Raw genomic sequence first — 21,865 nt, forward strand, 5'->3', positions numbered from 1 at the left:
ACCAGTTCCTGGTCCTGTAGGTCTTGGTCTGCTCATGCATCCCAGCTACCACCCTGGATTCACGTGATGAATCCCTCATGTGATTTGTGCAACAGAGCCGTCTGGCCCGGAACCGGCAGGAGCCATTCGCTGATAGACAACACTGTACGGCCAGCAGGTCCGGCATGCGACGTGACTGGCCCTGATGCCTTGCCTGCCGTATCGGCCACCATCTGATAATTCAGGGTATAGAGCGTGTGCCACATATCGACCGCGATGCGCGCGGCGGGAACCTTGTTGGTTGTCACTATGGGTGTCATCTCGGAGATTTTCGCCTTCTCTCCAAACCCATAAATCGCCACATTGTAGTCCGTAGGCGATTTACCGTTGCCGGTGTAGTAGAGGATGAAAATGTAGGTCATAGACTTGTTGCCGACGACGCACATGTCCAGATACACCTCTCCATCATTTGGAATTGGCAGAATGGATGTGGCCTCCCCCTTGTCATCCAGGAAGCACGGAACCGGGCGCCCCAACAGATCAAAGGCCTGCACGCGGCTTTCTGAGGTCTCCTGACTAAACACCTGGTCAAGGATCAATAGCGTGCCGTCATATGAACAGCCCAACGCCACCGGACGGAACAGGAACCCCTCGCGATCAGCGATCAGCGCCTTGCCTGCATTGGTGTTGGCCACGGGCATATCCACATCGGACTTGCCCGCTTGGTCAATGTTCAAGATCATCACCTTGGCGGCCTGTTGGTTGACGGCGATAAGATGGCCAGAGGGATGCATGGCCGTATGATCCGGGAAAAACGGAAAGCGGCCATGTGACAGCAGGTTTGGATCCGGCAGCGTGCCGGGGGCAAAATCGCTGGTGCCAGACACATCAACCTTGCGCAGATGAAAGCCGCCCCCCTCGTCCAGCGACACGTCCTGCAGTCGCGGGTCCACGTAATAGCAGCCCAGATCGACATCCTCAGGGTCAGGCACCGGCCGGTCGTTCTCCAGCACCCACTGGCCGTCCTTCATCAGGAATTTTGGCGGAAACGGATCGTAGATCAGCTCAGATTGATAGGTGAACCCTGCCGTCATCCATTTCACATCAGACATAGGGCGGCCGGGTATATTTTGGCTTTGGAAAGCAAAAAGCTGCGTGTCAAAGCCCCCGCCTGTTGCGGGTGCGAGGCCAGTGCCCGCCGCCTTGAAGGACTGACCCAGAACCGCATAGCGCTGCGATAGCGCTAGGGCGACGCATTCGGAGATCTCGTTTGCGTTCGAAGACGTCGACAGGTCGGCCAGGGTGGAGACAGGCGCGGTCGCGGTGTCATTCCAGCTATATGCTTCATTCTCATAAGTCAGAATGGCGCTGTGTTTGAAGGTTGAGCTTGCAGTGATTGGGATCGGCAACTGCACAAGATAGAGCGTCATGTCTGCGGTTATGTCTTCTTCGTTCTTCAACCAGCCCGATTGGGCTTTGCCAGCCAACCAATTGTCGATGTAGAAATCCGCCTCGATTTTGACCTCACCGCCCAACGTGTTGCCGTCAAAGGCAAACTGTATCTGGGCATCAGTGAAATTTTCCGGAATGTCGAAGACCTGGGAAACCGTTGGGCGACCTTGGTTTTTAAATATCATCTTCGCTTCACAGCGGCTCTTGGTGCCCGCCTGCCCTTGCGGCCAGGCCTGATGGCGTGGGTCGGGATGGACCGTGATGGTTGAGGTGATCTGTTCCGTAACCGTATTGGTGATGAACCAGGGCGAGGTGGCCACCTCGACGATCGTTTCAGCCAGCTGTGCAACACCTGTCGCGATATTGAGCGCCACAACGAGCCACCCTGAGAAGGGGATTTCGTCCTCGATTTCACCCTCGACGATGGTCGCCTCACACCAGGCGAGCGCCTTGGTCAGCCCCTGATTGAAGAGAATCGAACAGAGCGACGTCAGCGCCGTCCAGTTCATTTTGTGATGCGCCGCTGAGGTGCCGAATTGCACACCAAAAAAACCCGCGCCTGCGGCAACTGCGGCTGCGATGACCTTTTTATCCTCCATGATCTTGTAAAGTGGCTTATAGCTCTGCGCGGCCACGGCAAATCCCATCAGAAATGCCGGAATTGCAAGGTTCACAAAACCGGTCATGACCCCGCCTGGCACGATCGCGTTACCATAGGGGATGTCGCCCGTGCCTAGGCCCACACCAAAGATCTTGGCCGAGGTGGCCTGGGCCGAAGGAAAGGTGATATCCACCCCGTCACCATAGTTCAGCTGGCCGGGGTCGGCGGTGATCGGGATCGCCATGAAATTATTGACCGCTGAGATCAAACCGAGACAGCGGTAATTTTTGTTTTCAAAGGCGCTGATGCCCGGGATGCCACAGTCAAAGTCCCAGTCGCTGATGTCGATCAGATTGTCATCAGCATCATAAAACGCGATGTAAGCGCCCAAGTAGCGGATGAAGGTGTTGTCCATCTTGACGTTGATGGTGCGCGTGCTCGCATCCTTGATCGAGAGACTGGTTTGCAGCCCGTGCTGTTCCCCGCTGATGGTCAGCGCTGCGCGCCAGTTGTCGCCAGAGCCGCCCGCCCGCAAGGTCATCAGTTCCTGCGCCGCCGGCTGCACCGTGTCGCTCAGATTGGCGCCAGCCCCGCCTGAGCCGCTTTGCACACTGTCGCCGGTCTGCTGCTGCCACTTCTTACCCTTGAGTTTGGGGTCGTTTTTCGTCGCGATCATCATGGCGGTCATGACGTCACCGGCCGCATCTATGATCGTTTGTGTCGGAACCTGCTGATAATGCGTGGACGTTCCGTTGGAGGTCGTCACCTTCATCGGCTTGAGCACGGCCCAGCCCTCGGGCGTTACCCCTTCCGGCGTTGGCGGGCCAGCGTGGGACATAGCAGTGGCAAGGTCGCTGACCATGCCCACAATCCGTTTCGAGTTCTGCTGATCCGTCATGAAGGCCATGACGATGGCGGCCACATCCGGGTCATGGGTGATGAGATCAGGGTGATGGAAGATCAGAGCAGCGGCGGTAGATGTCCAATTGATATGGTGGTGAACCGGCGCCTCCGGATCACCACCTGCGGGCGGTTGCACAATACCGGAATGCGTGGACCCATGGCTGGCGTCGTCGGCCACGTCAAATGTGTTCAGTGAGTGTTTGATATGGACGCGCACGACCTGATTCCGCGGCAGCATCACGGGCTCGGATGTGAAGTGAGACAACTTGTGATCGTCCACGCTGAGCAGATGCGGAGCGGCTTTGCGGGCCTCGGCCCGGCTCGCATCATCATGCGGCACAAGCTCGTAGCTGCGGCCCGCGGCGTGCAGCCAATGGTCCTCGCCTGCATGAGCGTGGGACAGGTCTGCGTGGATGACGTGGTGTTGATGCTCAGTGGTGGCCATGTTCCGTCTCCGCCAAAATAGGTTTCTTCAACCAATGAGTATCGGCCCGGAACTCAGGAGAGCTCCGGGCCGAAGGGGTTCAATTCGCCTGGTAGGTGGCTTGGGCCAGCCCGCTTTGGCCAGGCTTGCCATCTGGGGTGGAGCCAGAGCCCCCGCCGCCTGTGCCCGCAGCGCCAGAAGCGCCAGGGTAGATCGAAGTCGGCGCCTGGGTATATTTGGACGTCCCCACCAGCACGATGCCGACCGAGGGGCCGCCATTCCCACCGGCGCCGCCAGCTGACGCGCCGCCAGCGCCACCCGAGCCGCCCGGGCCACCATTGGCAGCATCACTCGCCCCTTTGCCGCCATCGCCGCCTTTGCCGCCCGCGGCACCTGCGCCGCCATTGCCGCCACTACCGCCCTGTGCGCCGGTCACCTTCAGGCTGGGTGTCACCGCCTGAGTGTTCGCAGAGGGCACAGTCAGGTCCGTGTTGATCAACACGATGGCAAATGTTCCGCCTCCCATCAGGCCTCCTGCGCCGCCCCCGGCACCGCATCCACCTGAGCCGCCGCCGCCGCCTATGCCACCGCGTCCGCTGCCAACGCCGCAGGAACTGAGAAACTTGCAATGCTCGGAAATGTTGGGGCTTGAGGCTTCGCCCCCACCGCCACCGCCGCCGTCAAGACCGCGCTCCCCAGTGGCACTGGTTGAAGGTGACCATGCACCTGTCGAGGCATCAAAGGACCCGATCCGATTGCTCGAGGCGGCGGCCTGCTGCGCAGCGCTCGCACCTGCAACACCATCGCCACCGGCGGGAGCCGTTCCATGCGAGCCGCCAAAATAGCAGGCTTTCGTCTGATTACCCTGGGCTGCACCGCCCCCCGCTTGACCGTAGGAGCCGTTGACGCCCCAGTTGCCGCTGCCGTCTTGCGAACAGTGGTAACTACAGCCCGACGCCCAGTTGCCGCTGCAACTGGTCTTGAGCGCATAGCCCGGCGCGCCAGCCCCGCCCTTCGCATCGGATGCCGTACATTTATTGGCACCGGGGGTTACGCCAGATCCGTCCGCACCATCCGTCCCCTTCGCGGCATCTGACTGGTGCGCCGCGTCGGTCCCTGTGCCGGCCTGCACGTTCACATTAGTCATGGTGAGGCCCGTCATGCTAGTGAACTGCATCGCCACTGACGCATCGTCTGCGTTGGTTGATGGCGTGCCGATCACAATGAGATTGGCAAGGCCCGAGGTCACTCCCGAGCCTCCCGAAATGGCCGGAGCGCCACCTGTTGGTGCGAGAATGGTCGACTGATAAGACGACGACGGCTGCCCCTGAACATACCCGCCGACGAGACTGACGTTATTGGCCAATACGAGAGATGAGCTGGGCGTGTATTTGCCATAATCAATCAACACATCACAGCTTCCCCCCGATGCCGCACATCGGGTGATCCCCTCGCTTACGGTCTCACAGGCGTTGGAGTAGGTTGAGCCGCATGTCGCACTGTCCGTGCCCTGCGGCGAGACATACACCGAGCTGTCGGCAGTCGAAGCGGAGCCAATCCGACCCTCTGCAAGACGCGCTCGCACAAGCGGTGAGGAAAAGGCGGAATTATCTGCTCCGCGGGCTTGGTCGCCTACCGGCGTGTTGGTCGCCTCAGGCGCCAGAGGCGAAAGTCCCTCCAGCTCTGTCGGATCAACCTCTGCCCCTAGGTTCTCGCAATCCGGCAGGTCTGCGTTCTGCAGCTTGAGGTATTGAAACAGCCAGGGAAACTCGCAATCCATTCGTACGTTGTTGAAGATCGGGCCAGACGCAGACACATCGTAATCAAGGGTCGGGCCGAAATCCGCCTTCGATTTGTCAATCCCGCTGAAATTCGTGCCAGTCACAACCGCATACTGAAACGACACGACGGTGGTTAGATTGGCGTCGGTGAAATTGGCATTCGTCAAATCAGCCAAGTCAAAGCTGGTCGCGCCGAGGTCACTCGCGCTGATTGTGCTATTGTCAAACGTTGCTCCCGTCAGGTTGGCTTGGTCGAAAACCACACCTTCCAGGGTCGCGCCGGTGAAATCGGCGCCGCTGAGGTCCTGACCCAGAAAGTTCCTATCCGTAAGTGTCTGGCCGGAGTAGTCAGTCTGCGCCCAAGCCGCCGATCCTAACGAGGCCATGGCGACACTGAACGTCAGACCGTTCATCGCATGACTGCGCCCGAAACAAAGAAGATGCATATGATTTTCCCTTTTCAGATTAGAGAATTACGTTAATCGCAATTGCCACAAGTACTCGGGTCGCAAGAGCATCCGAATTGATCGGAAACACTTTTCTTCACCCCCAGGGTGCCGCATTGGAAACAGGCATTCTCATTCAACTTCAGATAAAAAAGACTTCCACTTCCGTCATTCCAAAGGGACGAGACGGACCCAATTGTCGTCAGACGGTTAGACTGCAAATAAATCGTATTCGCATCGGTCAGAAGATCCGTCTGTCCGATGCTGGTGATGCTGTTGTAGGACAGGTCGAGGAAAGAGAGATTGTTTTCCCGGGAGGTGAAAAAGTCTACAGTACCACCCAATTGGTTGTGGGACAGATCCAGATAAGTGAGGTAACTGTTGGGCGAGACCGTGATCGCCGTCAGCTGATTGTTGGACGCGGCCAGGTAATTCAGTTCCGTTTGCGAATTTGAAAACGTGAGGCTCGTGTAGCCATTATAGCCCAGCTTGACTTCTTCAAGCTGATCCGAAAAATCTGTGAAATCTCCGGATCCTGCCAAGCGATTTCCGGTCAAATCAAGCGTCACGAGGTTTGGGAAGTTCTGCTTGTCAAGACCTGCCAGATCGCTGATCTCTCGTTCGCCACAGCTGAGGTTTTGCAGCGCTTTGGCCGCCGAAACTGTGATGGGCCGATTGGCGCCATTGTAGATCACGTCTTGCAAGCATTTCTTGAGGTTCGCATCCGGGATCGTCACGACCTTCGGCTGCTCACCGCAAGTTGGCTTGCTCCACAGAACCTCCGAACGGCCATTGGGGTTACACAGGTTCGAAGTCCAGTTCGGCACAATCCAGTCTGAACCGGTACAGGAGAGCGTATCGCCGTTCGGACAGGTGACCGAGGCGGAGGCCGGTACGGTCGGCAGCACAGTGTGGCCGTAGGGGATACCGTCCCTGTCATATCCGCAGAAATAGGTCTCATCCGCCTGCGAACAGCACTGGCTGTCCGGGGGCACGACTGCCGCCTGAAAATTGGCCTTCGATAAAACCGAACTGCTGAAAGTGGCGCCGCCAAGCTGAGAACACAGGAAATCAACTCCATCACCGGTTTTGGTAGCCGTTAGGTTGGTTGACGCAAATGAAGCGGTATTCAAGGCTGCATTGGTAAAGTTCACGTCCTGCAAGCTGGCCCCGTCGAACACCGCAGAGGTCAGGTCCGCAAAGGCAAAACTGGTCCCGCTCATTGTCGTGTTACGAAAGCTTGCGCCACTTAAATTGGTATTGTTGGAAAAACTAACGTTATTCAGGGCCGCGCTTTCAAAATCCGCCTTGATAAAGCTTGCGCCGATGATCGAAGCGCCCTTGTTGCTGGCATCCGGTTGAAAATTCGCATTTTTGAATGATGTATTTGCGCCGATAGCATTGTGAAACTGCGCGGTTTGCAGGGTACTATGATCGAATACCGCATTGTCCAAATTTGCATTATTAAACTTGGCCAGTTTTAAATTTGATGAGGTCTTGGCATAGAACGAGGCTTCGGTGAAGTTCCCTCCGCTCGCATCCGTCCCGACCATGGTGACGCCGTCCATCTTGACGAGGCTCAGGTCTGCGTTGCGCAGGCTGCTTCCGGTCAGGTCTGCGCCGTCCAGGGTGGAGGCTGTCTTGCTTTTGGTGTCATAAAAACTGAAACCATCAAGTACCATACCCCGGAGCACCGCTTCGGACATATCGTGGCCCGCGGGTTCAAAGTTCGATGGTGCAAGACCAATGAGCTTTGTGCATTCAAAAGCGGTGTTTCTCCAAAAGCTTGGGTTTGGTGTCATATTGTTGAGAGGGAATAGAAAGCTGTTCGCATCCTCTGCAATACCCAGTTTTGCATAGGCAAACGTGATACGCGCGGACTGATCACGAGCCGCGCTGACCATGGGACCGAACTTCGCATTTGTGGCGTCCGCGCAGGTGAAATCGGTGCCCTCAAAATTCGCGAACTGTAGATCTGCGCCCGATAGATCCGCGCCGGTAAAACACGTACCTTTGAGGGATGTGTTGCTTAGGTCTGTTCGTAAACCGTCACTATTCGCCTTGAACACGGCACCTTTGAAGGTGGCGCGAGAGAGATCCTGATTGCCAAAGTTCACGCCGATCAGCGTCGTATCGCGGAAGTCCGCACCGAGCAGATAGCCCGTCCCTTTATTGCCGAAATTAACATTCTGAATAGTTTGACCACTGAAATCGACACCGCCACCGGTATTATTGCAGTCAGGCACAGACGCGCAATACGTCGCGGTATCTTCGCAATAGCTGGTGGCAGCCTCTGCAGAATGATGCACGAGGATCAAAGATATAGAAACTGTGGCAAAAAATGCATCTGAACGAAATTTCAAAAAATCCAAATGCATTCAATCCCCCCAATGCGTTTCGGCACGCAAGTAAATCGAAATTACTCAGAATCTCCACTTCACGATCAACGCACAAAACGATTCAAACACAAACTGCGTGAACTGATCCTGCGGCACATCCAAACGCTGATGAAAATCTTTTATTACACCCTATGATAGTATATATTTTCCGACAATCGCCAACCTGACAGCTGCGTTGTTTTTAACCATAGATTATTGCTGCTATCCTGCTCTCGGTCCGGCTCAGCCAGGCTGCTTCGACGATTGAAGGCAGGTGTTCGAGCGATACCATCAAACCCCTCAGGAAAGCGATAGGCTCCCCTGTTAAGACCGCAGGTGTCAGCTAAACGCCCCACGGCAGCCTGTGCCGATCCCTTCAGTTATTGAGCCTGGCAGTCTCGGCCTACAGTGCGCTCAACCGCTCGGCCTCTGCTCCGCTAAGCTTCGCATACGCTCAGCACAGTAAAGACAGCGCGCCCCGGTGCGGAACGCGCTGTCTGACTGTCTTTTTGCAGTGAATTCAGAGCTGTACCCAGCCCTCCGGGGGTTTACCCTTGCCGGGGTGAACCTCGCCGCACGATTTGCAGGTACGCGCGTCGAGATCGGCGTGGAATGACTCGTAGATCTTGGGCAGCGCCGAGACGATGCCGTCGGTCCCTTCCAACGTGACCTCCTCGCGGTGGACGAGCGCCTCGCAGTTGAAGCAGAACCACTCGAAGCCCTCGGTCATTCCGGGCTGGCGCGGCGCTTCAACGACGACGCCGATAGAGCCCTCCTGTGGGCGCTGCGGTGCGTGGCGTACATGCGGCGGCAGCATGAACACCTCGCCCTCGCGCACCGGAACATCATAGATTTTCCCGCCGTCGGCGATCTTGATCATCATGTCGCCCTTCTGCTGAAAGAACCATTCCTCCACCGGGTCGTCATGAAAATCGCAACGGGTGTTGGGGCCGCCGACCACCATGACGATCATGCCGTCGCCGTCCTTGTGCAGCAGCTGGTTGCCAACCGGCGGCTTCAGTTTGTCGGCGTTATCCGCCAGCCATTTCTGGAAATTGAAGGGCTTCAGCGTGGGGTGGTTGGACATTTGTGACCTCCTTGGGACTGTAACTGTTGCCTTGCGTGCGGTGCGTCAGGTTATGGACCGGGAATGCCAGACGTTCTTGACTGTCAGATAGCTGTCCAGGCCCTCGGCGCCGCCTTCGCGGCCCTGGCCGCTGGCCTTGACCCCGCCAAAGGGAGTTTCCGGCAGCGAGGCCTCCAGCGTGTTGATAGACAGGTTGCCGACCTCGACCTCGTCAATCATCCGGTCGATGTAATCGGCGCGGTTGGTCATGCCATAGCCTGCCAGCCCATAAGGCACCGCGTTGGCGGCAGTGATGGCCGCATCCAGATCCGCCACCGGGTTCAGCACAGCAATCGGGCCAAAGGGTTCTTCCTGCATGATCTGTGCCTCAGGCGGCACGTTGGCCAGCACCGTCGGCTGGAAGAAATACCCGCGGTCTCCCAGCCGCGCGCCGCCGGTCAGGAGCTCAGCACCCTTGGCGACAGCATCCTCCACCAGCGCCGTCAGAACCGGGATACGGCGTTCGTTGGCGGTCGGCCCCATCTCGACGCCCGGTTCCATACCGTTGCCCACAACGGTGGCGGCGGCGCGTTTGGTGAAGCGGGTCTTGAATTCCTCAAAGATACTGTGATGCACAAAGAACCGTGTTGGCGAGGTGCAAACCTGGCCGGTGTTGCGCATCTTGCGGATCGCGCCACTAAGCGCGGCCTTTTCCACATCGGTGTCCTCGCAGATGATGACCGGTGCGTGGCCGCCCAGCTCCATCAGCGCGCGGGTGTCATGGCACGCCGCCAGCGCCGTCAGCTGGCGCCCCACCGCGGTGGAGCCCGTCAGCGCCACCAGCTTTACCGCTGGCTGCGGGATCAGAAATTCGGAGATCTCCGCAGGCACCCCGAACACCAGGTTCAGCACTCCGGCTGGCAGACCCGCATCCTCGAATGCGCGCACGATATGCACCGCGCCACCGGGCGTTTCCTCGGCCGCCTTCAGGATGATCGAACAGCCCGATGCCAGTGCCCCTGCGACCTTGCGAGCGGGTTGGCTCATAGGGAAGTTCCAGGGCGAGAACGCCGCCACCACCCCGATCGGATGATGATGAACCGATAGCTTGGAGCCCGCTGCCGCCGGGATGACACGGCCATAGGCGCGCATTGCCTCGCCCGCGTCCCATTCAAAGAACTCGGCACCGCGGATCACTTCCAGCCGGGCCTGCGCCAACGGCTTGCCATGCTCGGCAGTGATGGTCAGGGCGATCTCCTCTTGCCGCTCGCGCATCAGCGCGGCGGCGCGCAGGATGATATCGGCGCGATCCCGCGGCGCGGTGTGGCTCCAGATGGCCAGCCCTTTTTCCGCCGCCGCCAGTGCATCCTGCAGATCCGCGCGCCCGGCGCAGGGCAGCTGCCCCAATTCTTCTTCGGTTGCCGGGTTGACGACAGCGATGCTGCGCTCCGCCTTGCGCCAATGGCCATCGATAAAGAGGTTGAGATCGGGATACATATGCCTGCGCCTCCTGCATTGAACGGCCCGATTAGGCGCAGGCCCGGCACACGCGTTCAACTGATATCCGGGAAAGCTGATATGCCGTTTGCTGATAGCCAGACCGCAGACTCGCCCAAGAGATGCGCTAGGACTGATCCTCTACCCGGTCAAAGAAGCGACGTGTAAAGCCCGCGTGTTCTTCCAGCAGACGCACCGCCTGCTCCTCGTCGCGTGCCAGAACAGCCTCCATGAGCTTGGTGTGGTGGGCAATGCCAAGGGCGGCGCGACTATGGGCGATCAACTCCGGGCTGCCCAGAAACTTGTCGCGGTTGTCCCCCGTGAACATGCTGAAAAAATGCCGGTCAAGATGGTTGGAAATCTGCGCGTAAAACAGGTTCAGCCACTGCGAGCGCGACGCCGCCAGCAACGCCCTGTGAAAGCCCCGGTGACGGTCCGACCACACCCACAGCTCATCCAGATCGCTGGTCTCCGCCGGTTCGGTCGCTTTGGCCAGCAGGTGGTGGCTGGACAGGATCGCCGCCTCCCAAGCGTCGTCGCCATGCGCAATCGCCTCGCGCAGCAGCGCGGTTTCGATCACCAGGCGACAGCCTTCCAGATCCATGAGTTCTGCCTGGGTCACCGCCGCAGCGCGGAAGCCGCGGTTGTTCTCCATCACCACGAATCGCTCGCTCTCCAACCGCCGCAGCGCCTCGCGCATCGGCGTCACGCCCAGGCCGCTTTCTTTGCCCAGCGCCGGGATCCGCAGCGGCGCCTCGGGTGGAATTTTCGCCTCAATCAACTGCTTGAGCAGGAATTGATAGGCCATTTCCGATTTTGACGACGCGGGTAAATCCATTGATTGACCTTCAGAAATATAATCGTATACGATAAATCAAATCATATACGATTGAAGTGTGCATATTGGTTTTATCAGTTGCACACCCAGCCCGAGAAGGAAAGCCAATGGCCCTTACCCCCACCCGCAGCACCGCCGAGGCTTTGGACAGTCAGGACCCGCTGGCGCACAAGCGTGACGAGTTTTTCGTCGAGGAAGGCACCATATATCTGGACGGCAACTCGCTGGGTCCGGCACCCAAAGCGGTATTCGACAGCATCGACCGCACCATGCGCGAAGAATGGGCCAAGGGGCTGATCCGCAGCCACAACACCGCCGGCTGGTTCATGCTGACCGACACGCTGGGCAATCGCCTCGCCCGGCTGCTGGGTGCCGGCGAGGGCGAGATCGTGGTCTGCGACACCACCTCGCTCAATATCTACAAGACCCTGCACGCTGCACTTTCGATGCAGCCCGGCCGTCGCAAGATCGTGGCAGAGGGCAGCTCATTTCCGACCAATCTCTACATGGCGGAAGGTGTTCAATCGACACTGGAGGGCGCCACCCTAGCGCTGGAAGGCCGCGACGGCGACCGGATCGAGGATATGATCGACGCCGACACCGCGGTGGTGATGCTGAACCACGTGGACTACCGCTCTGGCGTGATCCGCGATGTGAAGGCGCTGACCAAGCTCGCGCATGAGCGCGGCGCGCTGGTAATGGTGGATATGTGCCATTCTGCCGGGGTGATCCCGGTTGATCTACACGACCTGAACGTCGATTTCGCCGTCGGCTGCACCTACAAATACCTCAACGGCGGGCCGGGTTCGCCTGCCTATGCCTATGCAGCCAAGCGCCACCACGGCAAATTCACCCAGCCGCTCTCAGGCTGGCACGGCCATGCTGCCCCCTTCAAGTTCGAGCAGAGCTACCGCCAGGGCGAGGGCGCCCGAGCGCTGCTGTGCGGCACCCAGCACACCCTGTCGATGCGCGCGCTGCAGTCTGGGCTGGCGGTCTTTGACGATGTCGAGGTCGTCGACCTCTATGCCAAGGGTCGGGCGCTGTCGGACCTGTTCATCCAGCTGGTCGAGAGCTTTGCCGAAGACTTCGGCATTGGCTTTTACAGCCCCAAGGACGGCACGCTGCGCAATGGCCAGGTCTCACTGACCCACACCGAGGGCGGCTATGCCATCGTGCAGGCGCTGATTGCGCGTGGCGTGATCGGCGACTTCCGCCAGCCCAACGTGATGCGCTTTGGCTTCACGCCACTGTACCTGCGGTTTGCCGATGCCTGGGACGCCGCCAACCACCTCTACGAGGTGATGAAGACCGAGGAGTGGAAAGAGGACCGCTTCAACGTCGTCAACACGGTGACCTGACCGGTTGCCGCGCCCAGCGCGCGGCATTTCCCCATACCTTGACATAACGGGACCAACCGCCTTGGCGGCGTCTCCCGTGATGCCCCCTGCCCTGCGCCTGAAGCTGCACCCCAAGAATGCAGAAGGGTGCCCCTTAGCCACCAAGAGCGCGCAGAGGCCAATAATTTTCAAACCCAACGGGAGGACCCAATGAAACTCAACACCCTGCTGAAGACCGCTGTCTTTGCGGCTGCCGCCACGCTCAGCCTGCCCCAGACGGCTGCCGCCTGGACGCCGGAAGAGCCCATCCTGCTGCGCATCGGTTTTGGAGCCGGCGGCGAGACGGACACTATGGGCCGCGTACTGGCCGCCACCATTGAGCGCCAGACCGGCTGGGATGTGGTGGTGGAAAACCGCCCCGGCGGCGGCGGCGTCGCGATGCTCAGCGCCCTGGTTGCGGAAGATCCCGACAGGCTGGTCCTGGGCATGGCGGTCAACATCCCGCCACTGATGGCGCTCAGTCAGCGTCCCGACTCGGTGCCCTTTACGCTGGACAGCTTTGACTACATCGGCACCGTCACCGTGGCGGAGACCGCACTGATCGCGGGCAGTGAGGCGGCGTTCTCCTCGATCGGGGAACTGGTGGAATTTGCCCGTACGGAAGGCTCGGCCAAAATCGCTTGGGACGCGCCGGACGCAAAGGCAATCCTGCAGAAGATCGGCCAGCAGGAAGGCGTTAGCTTCCGCATGGTCAAGGCCGAGAGTGGCGCGGAAATGAACAAGCTGCTGCTGGGCGGCCAGGTTGATGCCGCCTTTGGCACCGGCGCCCATCTGCCCTTCGTCGAAGAGGGCCAGATGAAGACCATCGCCAGCCTGTCGGACAAGCGGCTCAGCTCGGCGCCCGATGTGCCGACGCTGATCGAATCCGGTCATGATTTCTTCATTGCGCCCTATTTCTATATCGCGGCCCCCGGCGGCCTGCCCGCTGAGGTGAAAACCGCGCTGGCTGATGCCATGGACAAGGCCGTGGCAGATGACGCGGTGCAGACGGTCGTGCAGAACGCGGTCAGCGCCCCTGCGCTCAACCTCGGAGCTGAGGGCACCCGACAAATGATGCACGACTCGCTGGCACCCGTCGGTGCCCTGTTTGACCAGTAAATCCCAGACCCGACCTCGCGGCTGCAACTCGCGCCGCGGGGTTTTGCGACAGGAGAAAACCATGACGCTGCACCGCCTAACGGGTGTCTTCTTTGTCATTTTTGCCGTGGCGATGATCTGGGGCGTCATCCCGGCGCAAACTGAATCCGTCTACCCCGATGGCTCGATCCCGCCCGAGGTTCTGCCCATGTTCTATGCCGCGATGATCGGCCTGTTCGGCGTTGCGCTGGCTTGCCAGCGCGCGGAAGCAACCGCGCTGGACCTGCGCCAGGGGGCAAAGACTGCCGGTTTTTTCCTGCTCGCACTGGTCGGGGTGCTGGCGATGCAGCACTTCGGTTTTCTGCTCGCCGCTCCGGTGCTGGCGCTGGTGCTCTTGTGGCTGGTCGGCGAGCGCCGGCCGCTGTGGCTGGCCCTGGGCGGTCTTGGCGGGCCAGTGCTGATCTGGACCGTTTTCGAAGTCCTGCTGGGACGTCTCTTGCCCTGAGGAGGGGGTGCGATGGTGCCGTTTGATGTAATTCTGGCAGGGCTGGCGGGGACATTCACCCCGGTGGTGCTGCTTTATGTACTGGCCGGAGTGGTGATCGGCCAGTTTGTCGGGGCGGTTCCCGGCATTGGGCCGGTCATGGCGATTGCCATTGCCATTCCTTTCACCTTTGTCATGGACCCGCTCGTGGGGATTTCCTTCCTTGTCGGCATCGGCAAGGGCGGGTTGGTTGGCGGCGCAGTGCCTGCGGTGCTGATCAACACCCCCGGCACGCCCGATGCTGCGGCAACCGCATTCGACGGCTTTCCGCTGGCACGGCAAGGCAAGCCGATGAAGGCGATGCGCATGGCGCTCTATTCCTCCGTCACTGGCGACACCGCCAGCGATATCATCCTGATTACCGTCTCCGCGCCGCTGGCCATCGTGGCGCTGAAACTGGGACCGGTGGAGATCCTGTTCCTGCTGCTCTTTGCCTTTACCGTGATCGTCTGCCTCGTCGGCGGCACAATCGCCCGCGGCGGTGTTGCGCTGTTCCTCGGGCTGCTGCTTGCCACCATCGGGCTGGATCCCGAATACGCCACGCCGCGACTGATATTTGGCCAGACCGAGCTTTATGACGGCATTCCGCTGGAAGCCATCGCCCTTGGTATCCTCGTACTGCCGGAAGTGCTGCGCCGCCTTGCACAGGGCAGCGGTCTGTCGCGCCCCGCTATCGAGATCCCGGCAGACCAGCCTGCCGCCGACCGCCGCATCAGCTGGCGCGAGTACTGGTCCTGCCGCTTTGCGATGCTACGCGGTGCCTCGATCGGCACCGTGCTGGGGGCACTGCCCGGCATCGGCTCCACCGCGGCGGCCTTCATCGCCTATGCCGCCACTCGCGCAAGCGCCAAGGATCCCGAAAGCTTCGGCAAGGGCAACATCCAGGGCATTGCGGCGGCGGAATCGGCGAACTCCGCCGTAGTCGGCGCCAATCTGATACCGCTGCTAACGCTGGGCATTCCCGGAAGCGTCGGCGCCGCCCTGCTGATCGGCGCCTTCAAGATCCATGGCATCCAGCCGGGGCCACTGTTGTTCGACCAGCAGGCAGAGCTGATTTACGGACTGTTCGGGGCGATGATCGCGGCCAACTTCATGAACTTTTGGGTCGGTCAGGCTGGCATGCGGCTGTGGGCCACGGTGGTCAAAGCGCCGGAACTGGTAATCTTTACCATCGCATTGCTGCTGTGCATCACCGGCGTCTACCTGGGCGCGGGCGGCATGTTCGGTCTTTATACCATGCTGGCCTGCACGTTGTTGGGACTGTTGCTAAGTGCGCTGGGAATCTCGGTGATCGTGTTCATCATCGCTTTCTTTCTGGGCAGCCGGTTCGAAACCACCTTGTCACAAAGCTACAGCCTCACCGGCGGATCGCTGCAGGAGCTGGCGAACTACCCCGTGGCGCTGGCCCTTCTGGTGGTGAACCTGGCCTTCATCGCCCTTTTCAGCCGCAATCGGCATCGCCGCGCGCTGCCCGACTGAGCGCCGCCCCAAAGGGGCGCTGGCATACCGCCCAGCGCCCCTCTTGGTATATCATAAATTAATATCAGATTGCCGTGTTCCAAGTTGCTGAACTATCAGCTGCTTCCCCATGCTGGGCCAAGCTCGCAAAAGGGAGACCACACATGGCATATCTGAAGTCACTCAAGACCGCAGCAGCGGCGGCAACGGCCTGCTGCTTTGCCCTCGGCGCACAGGCGGCGGAGTTCCGGCTGGGCCTGTTGACCCCGCCACCGCACATCTGGACCAAGGCGGCAGAGGCCTTTGCCGCCGATCTCAACAACGCCTCGGACGGTGCCCACAGCGTACAGGTGTTCCCCGCACGCCAACTGGGCAACGAAGCGCAGATGATGCAGCAGCTGCAGACCGGCGCGTTGGACATGGCGTTCCTGACCGTGGCAGAAGTGTCCAACCGCGTGCCGGATCTGGGCGCCTTCTATGCCCCCTACCTCGCCACCGACATCGACCATGCCGGCCGCATACTGCGCTCCGACACCGCTCGCGAAATGCTGAAGCCGCTGCCGGCAAAGGCCGGTGTTGTCGGGCTCGGCCTCGGCATGGCGGGTCTGCGCCAGATCGTCTCGCGCGAGGAGGTGACCAGCGCCGAAGACCTCAGCGGGCTGAAGCTGCGGATCACGCCATTTGCGCCGATTTTTGACTTTTACGAAGAGCTCGGTGCGGCGCCAACCCCGATGCCACTGCCCAGCGTCTATGATGCGCTGGCCAATGGTCAGGTCGACGCCATCGACATGGACGCAGAACTGATCTGGGTACTGAAGTACCATGAGCACGCCAAAACCATCGTGCAAAGCGATCACATGATGTTCCCGGTGGTCGGGCTGGTCTCGGCCCGCGTCTGGAAGGACTTGGGCGAAGAAGACCGCGCGATGATCGCAGAGCTGATGGCCAAGCATCTGGACAGCACCATCGACACCTACGCCACCAAGGAACCGGAGTGGCTGGACAAGCTGAAGGCGCTGGACCTGACGATGACCAAGGCCGGGCCAGAGTTCTTTGCGGATGTCATCGCCGAATGGGACAGCAAATGGGCCGCCAAATCGCCTTCGCTGCCCGCCATCCGCGCCGCGGCTGAGGCGACCCGCTGACCGTGCACCGCCCCGCCGTTACGGCAGGGGCGGATGCCCCGTGCGCCTTCGCCCCTGCCCTGATATTCCTCACCCAACCCATGGTTTCACCCTGATGCTTCAGACTTTTTCCCGGCGGTGGGCGCGGGCGGAACTGGCCTGTGCCGCCGCCCTCGCCGCCGCGATCACCGCGCTGATCCTGCTGAACGTGCTGACCCGCAGCATTGGCTTTGCGCTCTACTGGGTCGATGAGCTTGCGGTCTATGCCATGATCTGGATGACGCTGCTGGCGGCCTCGGCGGCGGTCCACCACAAGGACGCGGTCGCCGTCACCATCGCCACCGACGCCCTGCCGCAGGATGCCGCGCGGGTCCTTTCACGCCTCGTCGACGCGGTGATTTTTGCGCTGGCGCTGCTGACAGCCTGGTTCTGCTGGCGCTGGTTCCTGCCGCTGGAATTTGCGCGCGCGGGCTTTGACGTCGAGACCTTTCAGGGCGCCACCTTCAACTTCATCTACTCTGAGCCCACCAACACGCTGGGCCTGCGCAAGGTCTGGGTCTGGTCCATCATGTGGGTGTTTGCCTTCGGCTTGATCCTGCACAGCCTCAGCAATCTCACCACCGCAACCGACCGCAAGGGCACATCCTGATGACAATCGCCGTTTTCTTTCTTTGCATGTTCTGCGCAGTGCCTGTCGCCTTTGTGCTGATCCTGACTGCAATCACCTATGTGCAGGCCAGCGGCAACGCGGTGCTGTTCGACAGTTTCGCCCAGCAGCTGTTTTCCGGGCTTGAAAACTACGGCCTGCTGGCGATCCCGCTGTTCATGATGACCGGCGAGCTGATGAATGAGGGCGGCATGACCCGGCGGCTGGTTCAGGCGGCGCGGGTATTTGTCGGCGGTTTCCGTGGGGGTCTTGCCTATATCAACCTTCTGGCCAACATGTTCATGGCGGCGATCATCGGTTCTGCCGCCAGCCAGATCGCAGTGATGAGCCGCGCCATGGTGCCCGAGATGAAGCAGGAAGGCTACCGTCCCGGTTTTGCCGCTGCGACCACCGCTGCGGGTGGCCTGCTGGCGCCGGTGGTGCCACCTTCGATGATGTTCGTCATCTACGGCGTGCTGGCACAGCTGCCCATCGGCGATATGTTCATCGCTGGTATCCTGCCGGGGCTATTGCTGTTTGGCGCCTTTGTTATTGTCATCACCCTCATCGGGGTCGCACAGGGCTTCCCGCAGGGGCAATGGATGTCGCGATCAGAAGCTGCTCAGGCGCTTCTGGGATGCCTGCCCGCCAGCCTGATCCCGGTAACCATCATCGGCGGCATTCTGTTCGGCATCGCCACGCCCACTGAATCTGCTGCCGTCGCCTCGCTGGTGGCCTTTACCATGGCCTGGTTCTCCGGCCAGCGGCTGACTTTGCCGCGGCTCTTCCGCCTGTTCCGCCGCACAGCCATCAACTCTGGCATGGTGGTCTTCATGATCGCGGGGGCCAATGTGTTCGGCTGGGTAGTGGTCTACGAGGCGCTGCCGCAGAAGCTGGCCGCATCGATCACTGCGATCACCAGCGACCCGTTCCTGTTCCTGCTGATCGTCAACGCGCTGCTGCTCTTGGTGGGGATGCTGATCGACGGCATCGCGGCGGTGATCTTGATCACCCCGATCCTGCTGCCGATCGCCACCGGGTCCTATGATATCGACCCGTTCCAATTCGGCGTGGTGATGTGCCTGAACCTGGTGCTGGGGCTGCTGACGCCGCCCGTCGGCGTGGGGCTGTTCATCACCTCGTCGATGACCGGCATACGGGTGGGCGAGATCCTGTCCGCGCTGTGGCCGTTCCTGCTGTCGGTGGCGGTGGTTCTCGTTGCGCTCAGCTACTGGCCGCTGCTGTCCACGGCGCTGCTATGACTGCTCGGCAGCGGCCTGCTGCAGATAGCCGATCAGCGCCTCGGCGGCCGGCGACAGCCGCGCCTTGGCGTTCAGTGAAATCCCGACTGGTCCGGCACCAAAGGGCACCTGCCAGTCCAGCCTGGCCAGGCTACCCCAGGCGATGTCCTGCTCCGGCACATGGCGTGGCATCAGGCAGATTAGCGGACGCCGCTGCAGCAAGCTGCGATTGATCAGAAAGGAGACCGAGTCCACATAAGACGCAGGCGCATACATGCCCTGACCGCCAAAAAACATGTCGACCTGCCGCCGCAGACTGGTTTCCGGCGGGGGCAAAATCCAACCGAAGGGCTTGAGATCCTCGAAACTCAGCCCACTTTGGCCCGCCAGCGGATGATCCGGGCCGGTCACCGCCACGATAGTTTCATCGAACAGCTTGCTCTGCGCGATCTCGTCGCGGTGGCGATGGGTAGGCAGCCGCCCAACCACCATGTCGATCGCGCCGCGTCGCAGAGCGGGCATCAGCGCATCATTGGTGCCTTCAACCACCTTCACCGCCACATGCGGCCGCTCGTGCATCAGCTGGTCGATCGCTTGCGGCAGCAGCCCTGAAGAGGCCGCCAGCAGCGAGCCGATCACCACCCGGCCACTGCTGCCGTCGTTCAGATCATCCAGCTCCTGCGCCGCGTTTGACACCTGCGCCAGGATCAGCTGCCCCTGCCGGATCAAGGCCTCTCCATAGGCGGTGGGGATCACGCCGCGGTTGGTGCGGTCAAAAAGCTGGACTTCAAAGTCCAGCTCCAGGTCCTTGATCATCTTGGTGGCCGCCGGCTGCGAGACATTCAGCTCCCGCGCCGCGCCCTGAATGTTCTGATGCTGCCCCACCGCAACCAGCAGCCGCAGCTGCCGGAACTTCAGCCGGGTCTGTACCTTTTCAACGATCCGGGTGTGGCGGCTGACCATGTGGCATCTTCCTAGCGTTTCAGAATTTCATGCGCTCGGCATATTGATTGATGCTTGCTATCACGCTCATAGCAGCAAGCGAAGAGGTGCGCGGGTTCAACGGCAGCGGGTTGCCCTCGATGGAAAAACGGAAAGAGCCGAAATCACCCTCCGCCTCGATCTCGTGGATGTTGCGGCTGATGCCGGGGTCCGCCAGCAGCTCTACCTGCGTGTCGTCAAAACCGATGCCTGCCAGGGCCACCGCCGCGGCGACATTGGCGTTCTTGGGGTACTGCAGCGCGGCCTCGCGGGCGGTGCCGCGGAAATGCACCTGCGCCGCACCGGTCAGCGCGCCAAGGTCCAGCACTGCCTCGGCCGGAGAGCCGACCCAGCCCTGCGGCGGCTTGCGGCCGATGTAACGTACCGCTTGCAGCGTTCCGATCCGGCCCGCGCGCAGCGCATCCAGCGCGCCAATCGCACCGGAGACCAGACGGATACTGCCGCCGCCCTCCTCTGCGGCCCGGTCCAGCTCCTGCAACAGCGCCGCATCCGCCAGCGCCCCGATCGACACCGTCAGCAGATCATGCCCCGCCCGAAGGATCTTCACCCCGTGCTGCAGCAGCGCGCCATGGCCCGCGCAATCCACGAAAAGATCGATGCCCTCCCCGGCGTCTGCGGCGTCGGTTACAAAGTTGAACTGGGTGCCGAACTCGCCGCGCCGCGGCACGATTTGATTCTCCGGCACAATGACCGCAGCAATGTCTGTCTGGCTGCCTGCCAACTGGTCCACAACATACTGCGCCATGGCGCCAAACCCGATGAGAGCAATTTTCATTCCGCAGTCCCCTTGCATTTGCCACTGTGATAACTGCAGTTCAGGATGGCCTGATGCTAATTCTGGTTATACCAGGATCACTTCTTTGGATTTGTTTTCTGCTCGGCTGATCGGGATGCTCCGCACTGACCCAATGATGGCCCCGCGCGGCGCGCGCCCGGCCATTCAGCGAACAAGGATCGGCGCATGAAATACTCAAGACACGAAGCCAAGGATTATGCCCGCGAACATATGCAGGGGATCTGGGCCGCAGCCCTCAACCCGTTCAACGCGGATCTGAGCCTGAATGAGGTCGGGCTGCGCAGCAACATCCGCCACTGGATCGACGACCTGGCCATCCAGGGCCTGTTTATCGCCGGCAAACAGGGCGAGTTCTTCTCGATGAGCCTGGAGGAGCGCAAGCGCAACTTTGAAATCGCGGTCGACGAATGCGGCAGCAAGGCGGGCACCATCATGTCGGTGTCAGACCAGAACTTCAACACCGTGCTGGAGTTGGCCAAACACGCCGAAAACTGCGGTGCGGACTACATCGTGGTGCATGCCCCGGTGCTGAGCTTTGTGCAGGACAAGGGTGAGGTTCTGTATCAGTATTTCAAGGCGCTCTGCGATCAGCTGAAGATCGGCATCGCCATGTGGAGTCACCCTGACAGCGGCTACCTGATGCAGCCCGAGGAATGCGCCCGCATCGCCGAGCTGCCCAATATCGTCGCCATCAAATACTCGGTCCCGCGCGAGATGTACGTGCGCCTGTCGCATATGGTGGGGGACAAGATCCATGTCTCCACCGCCTCGGAGGATGAATGGCTGGACAATATCGAGGAGCTGAACTGGAAGCTCTATCTATGCTCCTCGCCGCCCTATCAGCTGCAAACCCGCAATGACCGGCGCATGCACGATTACACCCAGCTCGCTTTCCAGGGCAAATTCGACGAGGCCCGCACCCTGCGCGACAGCCTGAACCCCGTGCGCGAGGCGATCGCCAGCAGCCGCCCGGCGGACAAGCCGCAGGCCTTCGGCAAATACTGGCAGGAGCTGCTGGGTCAGGTCGGCGGCCCGGTGCGCCATCCGATGCTGAACCTGACCGAGACGGAAAAAGCCACCATCCGCGAGGCGTTCGAGGGCTGCGGGCTGAAGCTCTGAACGGCAGCGCCCGCCGGGCGGCGGCCTTTCTGCCCTGATCTCCCGGCCCTGCACTGATCAGGCCGCGCGGACATACACCCGCGCGGCCTGACCATT

Annotated in this window: 16 protein-coding genes; 8 read left to right on the top strand and 8 right to left on the bottom strand. The window is 60.7% G+C overall.

Going from position 1 to position 21,865, the window contains the following annotated elements; genetic code table 11:
* Window positions 1-59: 59 nt before the first annotated feature.
* From R0J92_RS20000 to R0J92_RS20025, 6 genes are all read right to left on the bottom strand, one after another.
* Entirely contained in the window at window positions 60-3,380 is a 3,321-nt protein-coding gene (locus R0J92_RS20000; protein WP_411052894.1) for a hypothetical protein, read from the bottom strand.
* 79 nt (window positions 3,381-3,459) lie between these two features.
* The gene (locus R0J92_RS20005) at window positions 3,460-5,586 is read right to left on the bottom strand and encodes a pentapeptide repeat-containing protein (RefSeq protein WP_411052895.1); all 2,127 of its coding nucleotides are present in this window, start codon (window positions 5,584-5,586) and stop codon (window positions 3,460-3,462) included.
* A gap of 32 nt (window positions 5,587-5,618) precedes the next feature.
* Window positions 5,619-7,964, bottom strand: coding sequence for a pentapeptide repeat-containing protein (locus tag R0J92_RS20010; RefSeq protein ID WP_411052896.1), 2,346 nt, complete (start codon window positions 7,962-7,964; stop codon window positions 5,619-5,621).
* Window positions 7,965-8,484: 520 nt separating this feature from the next.
* A complete protein-coding gene (locus R0J92_RS20015; protein ID WP_411052897.1) occupies window positions 8,485-9,051 on the bottom strand; it encodes a 3-hydroxyanthranilate 3,4-dioxygenase in 567 nt (188 codons plus the stop codon).
* 45 nt (window positions 9,052-9,096) lie between these two features.
* A complete protein-coding gene (locus R0J92_RS20020) occupies window positions 9,097-10,527 on the bottom strand; it encodes an NAD-dependent succinate-semialdehyde dehydrogenase (protein WP_411052898.1) in 1,431 nt (476 codons plus the stop codon).
* 127 nt (window positions 10,528-10,654) lie between these two features.
* Window positions 10,655-11,365, bottom strand: coding sequence for a GntR family transcriptional regulator (locus tag R0J92_RS20025; protein WP_411052899.1), 711 nt, complete (start codon window positions 11,363-11,365; stop codon window positions 10,655-10,657).
* Between the two features lie 107 nt (window positions 11,366-11,472).
* Here R0J92_RS20025 and kynU point away from each other — a divergent pair, with 107 nt between their 5' ends.
* From kynU to R0J92_RS20060, 7 genes are all read left to right on the top strand, one after another.
* The gene (kynU, locus tag R0J92_RS20030) at window positions 11,473-12,723 is read left to right on the top strand and encodes a kynureninase (protein ID WP_411052900.1); all 1,251 of its coding nucleotides are present in this window, start codon (window positions 11,473-11,475) and stop codon (window positions 12,721-12,723) included.
* 189 nt (window positions 12,724-12,912) lie between these two features.
* On the top strand, window positions 12,913-13,860 hold the full coding sequence (locus R0J92_RS20035; RefSeq protein WP_411052901.1) for a tripartite tricarboxylate transporter substrate binding protein: 948 nt from the start codon (window positions 12,913-12,915) through the stop codon (window positions 13,858-13,860).
* 61 nt (window positions 13,861-13,921) lie between these two features.
* Window positions 13,922-14,344 (top strand): tripartite tricarboxylate transporter TctB family protein, encoded by a 423-nt coding sequence (locus R0J92_RS20040; RefSeq protein WP_411052902.1) that lies wholly within the window; start codon window positions 13,922-13,924, stop codon window positions 14,342-14,344.
* Between the two features lie 12 nt (window positions 14,345-14,356).
* Complete coding sequence (locus R0J92_RS20045) at window positions 14,357-15,862, top strand: tripartite tricarboxylate transporter permease (protein ID WP_411052903.1); 1,506 nt, start codon at window positions 14,357-14,359, stop codon at window positions 15,860-15,862.
* 143 nt (window positions 15,863-16,005) lie between these two features.
* Complete coding sequence (locus R0J92_RS20050) at window positions 16,006-16,986, top strand: TRAP transporter substrate-binding protein (protein ID WP_411052904.1); 981 nt, start codon at window positions 16,006-16,008, stop codon at window positions 16,984-16,986.
* Between the two features lie 94 nt (window positions 16,987-17,080).
* Window positions 17,081-17,614, top strand: coding sequence for a TRAP transporter small permease (locus R0J92_RS20055; RefSeq protein WP_411052905.1), 534 nt, complete (start codon window positions 17,081-17,083; stop codon window positions 17,612-17,614).
* Window positions 17,614-18,873, top strand: a complete 1,260-nt coding sequence (locus R0J92_RS20060; protein WP_411052906.1) for a TRAP transporter large permease — start codon at window positions 17,614-17,616, stop codon at window positions 18,871-18,873. The genes R0J92_RS20055 and R0J92_RS20060 overlap by 1 nt, the downstream gene beginning before the upstream one ends.
* Here the strand turns inward: R0J92_RS20060 and R0J92_RS20065 are convergent.
* Both R0J92_RS20065 and R0J92_RS20070 read right to left on the bottom strand, forming a co-directional pair.
* On the bottom strand, window positions 18,868-19,815 hold the full coding sequence (locus tag R0J92_RS20065) for a LysR substrate-binding domain-containing protein (protein ID WP_411052907.1): 948 nt from the start codon (window positions 19,813-19,815) through the stop codon (window positions 18,868-18,870). The genes R0J92_RS20060 and R0J92_RS20065 overlap by 6 nt on opposite strands.
* 19 nt (window positions 19,816-19,834) lie before the next feature.
* Window positions 19,835-20,629: an aspartate dehydrogenase gene (locus tag R0J92_RS20070; protein ID WP_411052908.1), complete on the bottom strand. Its 795-nt coding sequence runs from the start codon at window positions 20,627-20,629 to the stop codon at window positions 19,835-19,837.
* Window positions 20,630-20,815: 186 nt separating this feature from the next.
* On the opposite strand from R0J92_RS20070, the gene R0J92_RS20075 reads away from it, so the two are divergent.
* Window positions 20,816-21,769, top strand: a complete 954-nt coding sequence (locus R0J92_RS20075) for a dihydrodipicolinate synthase family protein (RefSeq protein ID WP_411052909.1) — start codon at window positions 20,816-20,818, stop codon at window positions 21,767-21,769.
* The last annotated feature ends 96 nt before the right edge of the window (window positions 21,770-21,865 follow it).

The organism is Tritonibacter sp. SIMBA_163 (genome assembly GCF_046535935.1).
Classification (GTDB): Bacteria; Pseudomonadota; Alphaproteobacteria; order Rhodobacterales; family Rhodobacteraceae; genus Epibacterium; species Epibacterium scottomollicae.